Source organism: Algibacter mikhailovii (assembly GCF_014651495.1).
GTDB classification, from domain to species: Bacteria; Bacteroidota; Bacteroidia; order Flavobacteriales; family Flavobacteriaceae; genus Algibacter_E; species Algibacter_E mikhailovii.
The window spans coordinates 12,882-25,616 of sequence record NZ_BMWZ01000008.1; the positions used below are offsets into that span (position 1 = coordinate 12,882).

Here is a 12,735-nt window from a genome sequence, read left to right on the forward strand (position 1 = left end):
GTTATGCTAGCAGATGTGCTTGCTAAATGGTATTAAAGGATGGTATCTATGTATTACCTTAAGTTGGTGTTTTCGGATTAAGTTTTTATTTCAAATTAGTCATTGGTTACTTTCAAATACAATAACCTAGGCTAACTTATTCTTAATCGTTAATCTAGTTTTACACGCTCATCTCTATTCACAAGTTCCCAAGCCATATGAAAAATAAGTTGGGCACGAGTTTCTAAGAACTCATAGTTAATCTTATCTGGAGTATCCGAAGGTTTGTGATAATCAGCGTGAGAGCCATTAAAATAAAATATTACCGGAATATTATTTTTGGCAAAATTGTAATGATCTGAACGAAAATAAAATCGATTCGGGTCATCATCAGCATTATACGTATAATCAAATTCTAGATTAAAGTATTTTTTATTCACCGCTTCAGATAAGTCATGCAACTCCTGACTTAATTTGTCAGAACCAATCAAGTATAAATAATTCTTTCCACCTTCATGTTTTGGGTCCACTCGACCAATCATATCTATATTGAGATTAGTGATTGTATTTTCTAAAGGAAATATGGGATCTACATCTGTATAATAACGTGATCCATAAAGACCAATTTCTTCACCAGTAACGTGTAAAAAAAGAATGGAACGTTTTGGACCGTGGCCCGCCTTTTGAGCCGCTTTAAATGCTTCGGCTATTTCTAAAATAGCAACAGTTCCTGAACCATCATCATCCGCACCATTATTAATTTCTCCATTAGAAGCTATGCCAATATGATCTAAATGTGCAGATATAACAAGAACCTCTTCTGGTTTTTCAGATCCTTTAATATAGGCCACAACATTTTCAGATGCTTTGATGCTATTTCTAAAGTAAGATTCTGGAATCTCCTGATAGTAATCGTCTTCTGCAATAGGAGAGGCAATCTCATTAGCAACATAATGGGATTTTATGAATTCAATGGCTTTTTTTTGCCCAGGTTCACCGGTCTTTCTTCCTTCAAAATCATCAGAGGCATAGGTGTAGAGCATGTCTTTTAGCTCTGCAGCAGTTATGGTTTTTGCAAAGGTTGCTGCTTTTTCGCTTACTAATGTTTTATTTTGTGAGTTGCTACAAGAGACTAATAATAAGGTAGCACAACAGAAAGAGACAATGCTTTTCAAAGTGTTGAATTTTAATAATTGTTCGGCTATAATACAAAATATAGCGGTACAGACCAATTCTTTTCAATTTACTTTAAGAGTTCGTTGTACTTATCAACAACTAAACGATGTTCTTGATTTGCAATTTGCCAAGCCGTTGCAAAAATAAGTTGTGTTCGCTTTTCTAACATGGAGTAATTAATTTTATCTGGAGTGTCAGAAGCTTTATGATAGTCGTCATGCACCCCGCTAAAATAAAAAATCACAGGAATGTCTTTTTTTGCAAAGTTAAAATGATCAGAACGCTCGTAGAAATGGTTGCTGTCATTTTTAGCATTGTATCTGTAATCTAAATTGATATGAATGAGTTTATTGTTTACTTTTTGGGAAAGATAATGCAGCTCTTTACTTAAGCGATCAGCACCAATGATATAGATGTAATTTTCATCATTTTCATGAATGTCATCAACCCTTCCAATCATATCAATATTAAGGTCAACAAGCGTGTTTTTTAAAGGAAGGATAGGATGCTCAACATAAAACTGAGAGCCTTTTGTTCCAATCTCTTCACCAGTAAGGTGCAAAAATAGAATGCTTCGTTTTGGACCATAACCATCTTGTTTTGCTTGGTTAAAAGCCTGCGCCATTTCCATTAATGCCACCGTGCCAGATCCATCATCATCTGCACCGTTATATATCTCGCCATTATCATTTATGCCAAGATGGTCTAAATGCGATGATATTATAATGGTCTCTTCAGGTTTTTCCGAGCCTTCAATATAGGCTAGAACATTCTCAGAGTCTTTTACATCTTTTGACAAAAATTTATTAGGTATCATTTGATAGTAGTTGTCTCCACCAAAAGGCGAGGCTATCTCCTGATTTTGATAATAATTTTTTAGAAAGGCTGAAGCTAATTTTTGGCCTTTTTCACCTACTTGTCTTCCCGAATATTTGTCTGAAGCGAATTCAAATAAATGATTTTTTAATTCTTCTTTGGTTATCGTATTTGCATATTTCATAACCAAGGTGCTGTCTACTAATAGGATACTGTCCTTTAGGTTTTTTATTTTGGTATCGTATTTAGGTGTAGCACAGGTCCCTACTAAAGTTAGTAGGGCAATGGTAAAAGTTAATTTCATAAGAGATTTAATAGCATAGCGAATATACGAACATTTTAGGAAGGATTATTAATACAAATTTCAAGATCTTCTATAACTGATTTTTGTCATAGTAATTTACAGCTTATGCTAATATATTTACTAGATTATCAATCTTGACTTAGCATGAAAAATATTCTATTACCAACAGATTTTTCTAAAAATTCCTTGAATGCCATACACTTTGCCATTGATTTATTTAAGGGTGATGCTTGTAAGTTTTATTTACTGAACGTTCAAAAAGCATCCTCTTTTATTTCAGATGATATGATGGCTGTAAACTCATCAGCCACGATTTATAAAACGATTATTAATGCTGCCAAAAAATCAATTGAAAATATTATTTTAAATATTGAAACAAACTATCCCTATGAAAACTTTGAGTTTTATTCCATTGTAGATTATGATAATTTCATTGATGCTATAAATCAGATTACAATAAGTAAACAGATTGATTTGATAATAATGGGGACTAAAGGCGCCTCGGGTTTAGCTAAGACATTATTTGGTAGTAACACAGTACGGGTTATTCAACGCTGTACTGCTCCCGTATTGGTAATACCTGATAATTGCAAGCATACAGATTTAAATACCATTGCCTTTACTACAAACAATTTACCACTGTTCAATTTACAGGAATTAGAACCTTTAAAAGAATGCATGGATAAATACCATGCCAAATTAAAAATACTCCATGTTGCTGATGAACATCATCTAGCTCAAAATCAAAGTAGAAATAAAATATTTTTTGAAACTCATTTTACTGATGCAACGCATGATTTTATCGATTCTAATGCTCAGGATATTTTTTATGCCGTTCAACATTATTTAAAAAATAATGATGTCAAATTGTTAGCCATGATGAGTAAAAAACATTCTTTTATAGAGCGTTTATTTACCAGACATTTGGTAGAAACCTTTGCTTTTAAAATAGATATTCCTTTTTTAGTGATGCATAGTCAGAGCATTTAAATTTTTAGATTCTTTCCGGTTTTCAATTGTAGCCCCGTATGGATGTAGATTTTTAAAGTTAAATTTTTACGCTTAACTTTAGCATTCAACAACCAATGAAACCTTCTGATTTAAAATGAAATACATATACTGTATATTCTTTTTAACATTTACGTGCAATATCTTTTTTTGTCAAACTGCCAAATTAGATAGTTTAAAACATGCATATAACATTGCTCCTAATGATTCTTTGAAGGGGGCTGCTTTAAAAAATTTGTCATGGGAATATTTAAACAATAGATCTAACGATAGCATTGCTCAATTATATATAGATAGTTTATTTCGTTTTGCTGTTAGTAAAAATATTAAAGGGTTACAGTATACTGCAAAATACCAGTACGGCGTATTAGAACGACAGAGAGGGAATTATGATGAAGCACTGGGGTACTTTGAAGCCTATATCACGCATGCAAGCAATAGAAATGATAAAAAGGAAATGGCCAACGGATTATACCAAAAGGCTGTTATTCTAGATGATATTGGACGATTAGATCAGAGCCTTGAAATATACTATGACATTGTGAAGATTTATGAGGATGTGGGTGATGTTTTTGGTGAAGCTACTACACTAAATGCCTTAGGCGAAACCTTAAAAAAAACGGGTAGAATAGAGGAGGCATTGCCATATTATAATCGAGCAATAGATATTTTTGAGCTATTAGGAGACAAAACGGAATTAGGAAATTGTAATTATAATATAGGTGATACCTATTTGCGCCTTAAGGATTATGAGAAAGCTTTAATTTTTTTTAATAAAGCATTGGCTTTTGATACCGCCTTAGATAGTAAATGGGGAATGGCTTATGACTATGAATCTCTTGGTAAGGTGTGCAGTTATAAACAGAATTATAACAAAGCACTGGACTATCACTACAAGGCACTCAAAATAAGAGAGGGACTCAATCAAAAGAATGAATTAGCCATGAGTTATTTTGAGCTTGGTAAAAATCATTTAAAACTTGATGAGTTTAGACAAGCTGAAGAATTTTTAATGAAATCTCTAAAGATTTCAGAGCAAATGGGTAATAAAGAAATAATGAAGGATAATTACAATTTGCTTTCTCAAATGTATGCCAATAAAGAGGATTACGCCCGTGCCTTAGCGTTTAGTAAAAAATTAATTACTGTTAAGGATAGTCTTTATGATAAAACCAAGTCTAAACAAATTCAAGAATTACAGGAAAGGTTTAATTCCGAAAAAAGGGAAAATGAGATTGTTGCACTTGAGAACGAAGCACAAATTAAAGAGCTAAAAATCAAGGAGGAAACCACTTTTAGAAATATAATGTTGGCCATTGCTATTGCTACTATATTAGTTTCTTTTTTAGTATTTCACAGGTATAAAACCATTCAGAAAATTAAGGTAGCAGATAAGGAGAAAAGTTTACAAATAAGGGAAGAGCAAAGAAAAACAGAACTTGAAAAACAACGTGTCATTGAACTCGAGAAAATTGATAAACTTAAAGATGAGTTTTTAGCTAATACATCCCACGAATTGCGGACTCCATTAAATGGAATTATCGGCCTTTCAGAATCTATTAAGGATGGTTCAGCAGGCAAATTATCTAAACAAGCCTTGGAAAATTTGGACATGATTGTGAGCAGTGGAAAAAGACTCACTACTTTAGTTAATGATTTGTTAGATTTTTCCAAATTGAAGCATAAGGATTTAACCCTCTCAAGGAGCCCCATAGATATCTATGTCCTAACTAATTTGGTTTTAAAAGTGTCAAGTACTTTGGCAAAGGGAAAAAAACTCAACTTATTAAATAGTATTCCAAAAGATGTGGTACTGGTGGATGCTGATGAGAATAGACTGCAGCAAATATTATATAATCTCATTGGTAATGCTATTAAATTCACGGAGGAAGGCACCGTAGAATTGCATAGTAAACAAATAGGATCAATGTTGCAAGTTTCTATAACTGATACCGGTATTGGTATTCCTGGGGATGAATTTGGTACTATTTTTAATGCTTTCGAGCAGTTAGATGGCGGTACAGATAGAGCGTATGGAGGCACAGGTTTGGGCTTATCTGTAACCAAGCAACTTGTCGAACTTCACGGGGGAACAATTACTGTAGATTCAGAAATTGAAAAGGGATCAACGTTTAGCTTCACCTTGCCTATTAGCCATAAAAAGCGTGGTTTTGATATGTTAGAGCCAGTTAATGAAACAATACAAAGTGTTCATAGAACTGATGATGATAGTATTGAACATGACCATATTATAGGCTCTAATGGTGGTCGTCAAAAAAGGATTCTTATAGTAGATGATGAGCCTGTTAATAGGCGTGTTTTAGAGAATCATTTAACCTATGCCGGTTACACCGTTATGGCGGTAAGTAATGGAAAGCAAGCTTTACAGTGTATTGAACAGGGCAATTTTGAGTTGGTGTTGTTGGATATAATGATGCCTCAGCTTTCTGGATATGCGGTTTGTGAGACGTTAAGAAAAACGTATACAGCTAGTGAATTGCCTGTGGTTTTATTAACAGCAAAAAACAGAGTGAGCGATTTGGTAGCAGGATTTAATGTGGGCGCCAATGATTATTTAATAAAACCATTCTCAAAAAATGAACTCTTAAGTAGGATAAAAACGCATTTAAATCTTCATGGTATTCATCAGGCTACAAGTAGATTTGTCCCATCTGAATTTTTAAAGTCTGTTGGCCGAGAAACAGTAACGGAAGCACTTTTAGGTGATCATATGGCAAAGGAAGTTACTGTGGTCTTTACAGATATTAGAGATTATACCTCACTAGCGGAGTCCATGACTCCCGAACAAAATTTTAAATTTGTTAATGCGTATGTTGGAAGGGTAGGACCGTTAATTAAAAAACATTTAGGGTTCGTGAATCAATATATGGGAGATGGTATAATGGCGCTATTTCCTGAGCAGGCTGGATTAGCACTTCAAGCTTGTATTGATATGCAAAAGGTTATTGCAGATTATAATATAAAACGTAAGCAAGAGGGGTATAATCCAATTTCTGTAGGTATGGGTATTCATACTGGGGATTTAGTGATGGGAATCATTGGTGATACCTATAGAAATGATACAGCTATAATTGCTGATACTGTTAACACAGCCTCTAGAATGGAAGGTATTACCAAGTATTATGGGGCAAATATTATGCTTAGTGGAAATAGCATGGATACAATTTCGAATAAAGCGGATTATAATTTTAGGTTTTTAGGAAAGGTCATGGCAAAAGGAAAGCACCATGCGGTGGCTATTTATGAGTGTTTTGATGGCGACGCAGATGATGTGATTTTATTAAAAACAAAAACCTTAAAAACATTTGAAAAAGGATTAAAACATTTCTTTAATAAAGAATTCCCAAAAGCATCTGCTATATTTGATCAAGTCGTTCTAGGAAACCCACATGATGACGTAGCTAAATATTTTATCAAGAAAGCTGCAGAATACACAATATCTGGGGTGCCTGATGATTGGAATAAAGTTGTTAATATGAGCGAGAAATAATAAGCAGATAATAAAAAGAATTCTATTATCTGATTACTAGTTTGGTCTTATGGTGTTTCTTTAATGTACCCCCAGCCTTCATTTTGTTTTGAAACAATTTCTAGAATACCATCAGGTACACTTTTTACACCTTCAATAAGGTTTGATGCTGTAACCTTATGGCGTTTCATGGTCCCTTCACAAATGACAAAGGTTACATTGTCCTTTTTTACAAGGGCTTCTATTTCTTTCGCCACAACTGATTTGTCTTTTAGAACCATTTCCATAGCGCCACTGTACATGACCACTTCAAACTCAGAATTGGGATAAGCATTAGACATGGCTTTGACATGTCTAACAGCAGTTTTGTGAAGTGCATTATCACTGCTTGTTACATCAAATACAATTTTAACGGGATGTTCTTGGGCATAACTTGATGCTACCATCAGAAATGCTAAAAGGAAATATATACGTGTTTTCATAACTTTTTATTTAAATTATTCGCCGGCATAAATATATCCACAGCCATGCTCTTGAGCGCGACCCAAGGCCCAAACACCTGAAGGAACAACTTGAATGCCCGGAAGTACAGCTGCTACCCATTCTTTATAAACTTCTTTTGGATCTAGTTTCATTTTTTCAGCAACAGCATTGCTGTATACCTTTGTTGCTAAATCGCAAACACAAAACATAGCCCCTCGGCCCATCATTTCCTTGATACCTTGAATAGGAGGTAGCGGAAAATCACCAGGTTGAGGTTCGTAATAAGGGTTTCGTAATGACGCTTTTCCTGTAGAATTATCATTGATTTCAAAGACTTCCCCAATAGGATACTTTTCCCATAAGCTTGTTGCAAATGATAAAGGAATGGCCTTATGGCGTAATACGGTCATGGCCGTCATGTCTTCATCTGGAGTCCCGGTGCTATTATTACTTAAATAAAATGCCCAGTTCCATGTTACAGGAAAACCAGCATGTGGTGTAGAACCGTCATAAACTATACGATGTTTTCCCTTAATTTTGTCAAACCAATCTTCTGCTGCGCTCATTTTATGAGTGTCTAGTGTTGGAACATCTGCATAAATAGGATTAGTAAGTACAGAAAGTGTACTGGCAGTAGCCCCCATGGCTAAAGCTCCTAAAAATTGTCGTCTCGAATTGCTGCTGTTTGTTTTCATAATTACTTTGTTTTGTTGATGTTAAATTTTGATTTGTAATACGCTATTATGGGTTGGAAAGGGCCTTTTTTATGTTGTTCAATAGAAAAACTGTCGGCATATGGGGGGTATGGTGTTGATACCGGTTTTTTCTTTATGTCTGGAAAATCGTTTTCCGTGTTTGGTTTAATTGGTCTGTTTTGCATATTTATATATCCTGCAACATCATAGGCTTCTTCATCCGTGAGTACCGGCGCGTCATAGGTTGTGCCAAAAGGCATATTACCTTTTATAAATTGAGCGGCAGTGATAACTCGTGTCATGCCTGCGCCATTGTTGTATGAATCATCTCCCCAAAGTGGTGGGTAATCATAGGTAAATCCGTTAGCAGGTTTAGAACCTTGTCCATCGGTGTTATGACATAAAACACAATGTTTTTTAAAAACTTGTTTCCCATTGGCAAGATTAATAGGTCGGTTTGGAATTTTAATTTTAAGGAAACCAGTACCTTTTAATTTACCATCCGCAGGCGCAAACCTACTAATCCATTGTAAATAAGCTACAATGGCTTGCATTTCTTTTCCTGAAACTGGTAGTACTTTACCATTCATGCTGCGTTCCATACAGCCATTAATACGTTCTTGAATGGTTCCTATTTTGTTTTCCCTACCACGAAATTGTGGGAATCTTTGAATAATGCCAATTAACGGCGCAGAATAGGGCTTTGTGCCATAATTGAGATGGCAATTTTTACAGGCTAATCTATTGCCTTGGAATGCCATATCTGGATTTCCATTATCAGGACCAATATATTTTGGGGTTTCTTTAAATAACTCAAATCCGTAGATAAGCAAATCATTTTCTTCTGAAGGACTTAGTTGGGCGATATCATAATCCATATCATATAAAGGGGAGGGGGATTTTTTTGAATTCAGGAAATCAAGGGGGATGACATCAAAACAACAGAGTAAAGCCAAGAAACCTAAAAGTAGAATGGAACCAAAGTATATCAATACAAGTTTTAATATCTTTTTCAAATAATTTGGTTCTTTAGAACTCATCGTATTATATTATTAAGGCATAACACTATAATGATGAGTAGGCCTTCAATACTGATAATTCACAGAGATTTTGGGATAAACGTCAGGCAATCTATATGTAATATAGAGTCGACCTTGCTATTTTTAGGAAGAATTACTTTTTTGACCACATAAGATACAAAAAATAAATCAACTATTTTTTTCAGTAGGCGAGATGAATTAGAGATTTTGGTTTAATTACTTCACACTAGGCAATGGCTTCTTTATTGTGGACCTTTAGTATGAGGAAAATGGCTTCAAATGAAGATATAAATTCATCTAAAAGTAAAAAGTTATTGTTTAGTCCAGAAGCTATAGCACATTGTATTGTTGAGCATTCCTCTTATAAAAAATCATGTATGTATTAGAAACTATCGGTATCAACAGCATTTATAAAATCTATTAGTCCTTTAAAAAACACTTTTTGATCATCATACTGAGCTAGGTGACTCCCATTAGGGCATAATAAAAATTGTCCGTTTTTCACTTCTTCGGACATCCATTTCATATGCTCAGGGTCCATAGTATCGTGCGTAGCGCCTATGACTAAAGTAGGCACTTCTATTGTTTTAAGAACAGAGGTTACATCCCAATTTTTTAAGGTTGCATTTTTTGTTATCCCAAATTCACTATAACCTTGCATATAAATATAAATGTTGGGATTCATATGATTGAATAATCTATGGATTGCTTCGGGCCATTGATCAAGTGGCATTCTAAGAATGTGCTCGGTATAATAATGGTTCATTAGTAACTCACTATAACGTGGATTATCAAAATCTTCCTTAGCTTCCAAATGCATTATTTCTTTAAATATCGCAGGATCCATTTTAGGTCCTAATACTTCATTGGCATACTTGCCGTACGCCGGAGCGCTCGCCATCATGTTTGAAATGATTAGGCCTTTTAGGTTGTCTTGATATTTGAAGGCATATTCCATTGCTAAAATGCCTCCCCAAGATTGGCCGTATAAGTAAAAGTTTTCCTTATTTAATCCTAAAGCCACACGGACCTGTTCAACTTCCTCTACAAAATGTTCAGTGGTCCATAAGGAGGAATCGTTTGGTTTGTCGCTGTAATATGAGTCCAATTGGTCGTAGTAGATGTATTCTATATGTTCGTTTGGCAAGTAACCATCAAAACAGAGAAATTCTTCATGAGTACCTCCTGGGCCACCGTGTAAGAGTAATACCCGTTTGGTTGGATTATTGCCCATACGCTTGGTCCACACTTTAAATGTTCCTTTTGATGTTTTTATGGGAATCATTTTAATACCGCCAGTAAACTGGTCATCTTTATTAGAATAATCTAAATATGATGTTGAGTCATTATTTTCAACAGTTTTTTGCGCAATGTCCTTTTTACAGGCTAACAGGAGTATTAAACAAAAGAAAGAAATTAAAGTTTTCATGGTTTGTAATTTTTTAATTCATGGTATTTACTTCTCAGCAATTCATCAAATTTTTGTTGGTGATTTTTTACATGTTGTCTCGGATACAGTATTCATAAATTAATAGAATTTATGGTGCCTATGAAGCGGATGCTTGAAAAGCAGTGCATTTAAAGATAATTAATTTTTTTAGAGGATTAATCAGTATGCTATAATATGTCTCTCAAGCTAAGCGCGATTCTCTTGTTTTGAATAAAGGTATAATCCAATACATTTAAAGGTTTATGGCTGTTTATGACGTTTAAAGCTGTTTTTAGAAAAAGCTGGTCTCATGATGTAACATTTTTGGTTTAAATGCGTCATATTTATGTACATCAATCAATAACAATCACCATTATAGCGTACTTTAAACTCAATATGCGCCTTGCATTTAAAAATTTTAAAGTTTGGGTTATGATGGATTAAAAAAATTAGAACCAATGAAAGAAGATAACCAATTATTAGTCATTACGCATTTAAGTCAATTAATAACCTTAGTTATAGGGTTTGGAAGTTTAATAGTGCCTTTAATATTGTGGCTTACACAAAAGGATAAAGTGTATCAAATGGATGCACACGGAAAAAATATAGTTAATTTTCAACTGAGTCTTATTGTATACTGTATTATTTGCGTACCCTTAATTTTATTTTTCGGTTTAGGCCTGTTAGGATTTGCCGTATTAGGGATTGTTGGCGTTATTTTTCCTATTGTCAATGCAATAAAAGCAAGCAGAGGTGAGGCACCCTCATACCCATTATCTTTTAATTTTATTAGTTAAAATGTGAAATACAAAAAGGTAAGCAAAAACACCCACTTTTTAATGGGTGTTTTTTTAGGCCTAGTTCTAAAAGCTGTTTTAGGTTAAACAGATACAGATTATGCCTAAATTGGTTTTCTTGAATTGATTTACTATCGAAATAGGTAAATTTTAATTATTTCTGATTCCAAAACTATAATTAGAAGCAAAAAAAGCAACCTCTTAAGGTTGCTTTTTTTATATCTTTAAATTCTTATTTTTAAGAAATGTCTTAGTTGTTTAACATCACTGGCATTACAAGCATAGTCACTTGTTCACCTTCATTAAGGCCATCTACTGGTGTTAAAATACCTGCTCTATTGGGCATGCTCATTTCTAATTGAACATCATCAGAACTTAAGTTGGTTAACATCTCAGTTAAAAAACGAGAGTTAAACCCAATTTGCATGTCATCGCCTTGATAGTCACAGGTTAAACGTTCTTCAGCTTTGTTGCTGTAATCAATATCTTCAGCAGAAATATTAAGTTCAGCACCTGCAATTTTTAATCGTATTTGGTGCGTAGTCTTGTTAGAGAAAATACTAACACGACGCACAGAGTTTAAAAACTGATTTCTATTAATGGCCAGTTTGTTAGGATTTTCTTTTGGAATAACCGCTTCATAATTAGGGTATTTTCCATCGATTAAACGGCAAATTAATTCTGAATTTTCAAAGGTGAACTTGGCATTACTATCATTGTATTCTATCGTGACATCTTCCTCACTACCACCTAGAATACCTTTTAATAGATTTAAAGGTTTTTTAGGCATAATAAATTCAGCCACCTGACTCGCTTTAACATCTTCACGTGTATATTTCACTAATTTGTGTGCATCGGTAGCTACAAAAGTTAAACCTTCGGTAGAAAATTGAAAAAACACACCACTCATTACAGGTCGTAAATCATCATTACCTGCGGCAAAAATAGTTTTACTAATGGCTGTGGCTAATATGTCTCCTGTAATTACTGTTTTACTTGGATCTTCCAGAGCTACGGCCTTTGGAAATTCATTACCATCAGCATAGGCCAAGGCATATTTACCATGATTAGAACTAATTTCTACCGTATTGTTTTCTTCAACAACAAAGGTTAAAGGTTGCTCAGGAAAGGTCTTTAAGGTATCTAATAACAAGCGCGCAGGAATGGCAACACTGCCTTCACTTTCACTTTCTACATCTAGGGTAGAAGCCATTGTAGTTTCTAAATCACTGGCAGAAATAATAAGCTTATCATGGTCTAATTCAAATAAGAAATTATCTAAAATAGGTAGGGTGTTTGAATTGTTAATAACACCACCTAAAACCTGTAATTGTTTAAGTAAATACGTACTTGATACTATAAATTTCATGTGTTGGAATATGTTTTTTTAGAAGTCACATGCTACATTTAGATAATATTCTAAATACATCATGTTATTTAGTTCTAAATGTTTCATCTAATGCGCTGAGTTAAAAATGTCTTTCTACGTCTTACAAATATATTCCAAACAGTCTATAT

Annotated in this window: 10 protein-coding genes; 3 read left to right on the forward strand and 7 right to left on the reverse strand. The window is 34.1% G+C overall.

What is annotated here, in order from left to right; all coding sequences use genetic code 11:
* Nucleotides 1–149: 149 nt before the first annotated feature.
* Nucleotides 150–1,154 carry a M28 family metallopeptidase gene (locus IE051_RS15445; protein ID WP_229796840.1) on the reverse strand — a complete coding sequence of 335 codons (1,005 nt, stop codon included), beginning with the start codon at nt 1,152–1,154 and terminating at the stop codon, nt 150–152.
* Nucleotides 1,155–1,222: 68 nt separating this feature from the next.
* The gene (locus tag IE051_RS15450) at nt 1,223–2,275 is read right to left on the reverse strand and encodes a M28 family peptidase (protein WP_189362301.1); all 1,053 of its coding nucleotides are present in this window, start codon (nt 2,273–2,275) and stop codon (nt 1,223–1,225) included.
* A gap of 144 nt (nt 2,276–2,419) precedes the next feature.
* Between IE051_RS15450 and IE051_RS15455 the strand changes: the two genes are divergently transcribed.
* Together IE051_RS15455 and IE051_RS15460 are read left to right on the forward strand one after the other, a co-directional pair.
* Nucleotides 2,420–3,265, forward strand: a complete 846-nt coding sequence (locus IE051_RS15455; protein ID WP_189362303.1) for a universal stress protein — start codon at nt 2,420–2,422, stop codon at nt 3,263–3,265.
* Between the two features lie 115 nt (nt 3,266–3,380).
* Nucleotides 3,381–6,794, forward strand: coding sequence for a tetratricopeptide repeat protein (locus tag IE051_RS15460; protein ID WP_189362305.1), 3,414 nt, complete (start codon nt 3,381–3,383; stop codon nt 6,792–6,794).
* A 47-nt stretch (nt 6,795–6,841) separates the two neighbouring features.
* Here the strand turns inward: IE051_RS15460 and IE051_RS15465 are convergent, their stop codons facing one another.
* From IE051_RS15465 to IE051_RS15480, 4 genes are all read right to left on the reverse strand, one after another.
* Entirely contained in the window at nt 6,842–7,255 is a 414-nt protein-coding gene (locus IE051_RS15465) for a DsrE family protein (protein WP_189362307.1), read from the reverse strand.
* A gap of 15 nt (nt 7,256–7,270) precedes the next feature.
* On the reverse strand, nt 7,271–7,951 hold the full coding sequence (locus IE051_RS15470; RefSeq protein ID WP_189362309.1) for a Tat (twin-arginine translocation) pathway signal sequence containing protein: 681 nt from the start codon (nt 7,949–7,951) through the stop codon (nt 7,271–7,273).
* 2 nt (nt 7,952–7,953) lie between these two features.
* A complete protein-coding gene (locus IE051_RS15475; RefSeq protein ID WP_189362311.1) occupies nt 7,954–8,991 on the reverse strand; it encodes a c-type cytochrome in 1,038 nt (345 codons plus the stop codon).
* A 382-nt stretch (nt 8,992–9,373) separates the two neighbouring features.
* Entirely contained in the window at nt 9,374–10,420 is a 1,047-nt protein-coding gene (locus tag IE051_RS15480; protein WP_189362313.1) for a proline iminopeptidase-family hydrolase, read from the reverse strand.
* A gap of 458 nt (nt 10,421–10,878) precedes the next feature.
* On the opposite strand from IE051_RS15480, the gene IE051_RS15485 reads away from it, so the two are divergent.
* Nucleotides 10,879–11,217 carry a DUF4870 domain-containing protein gene (locus IE051_RS15485; protein ID WP_189362315.1) on the forward strand — a complete coding sequence of 113 codons (339 nt, stop codon included), beginning with the start codon at nt 10,879–10,881 and terminating at the stop codon, nt 11,215–11,217.
* Between the two features lie 250 nt (nt 11,218–11,467).
* On the opposite strand, the gene dnaN is transcribed toward IE051_RS15485, so the two are convergent.
* Entirely contained in the window at nt 11,468–12,586 is a 1,119-nt protein-coding gene (gene dnaN, locus IE051_RS15490; RefSeq protein ID WP_189362319.1) for a DNA polymerase III subunit beta, read from the reverse strand.
* Nucleotides 12,587–12,735: the final 149 nt, after the last annotated feature.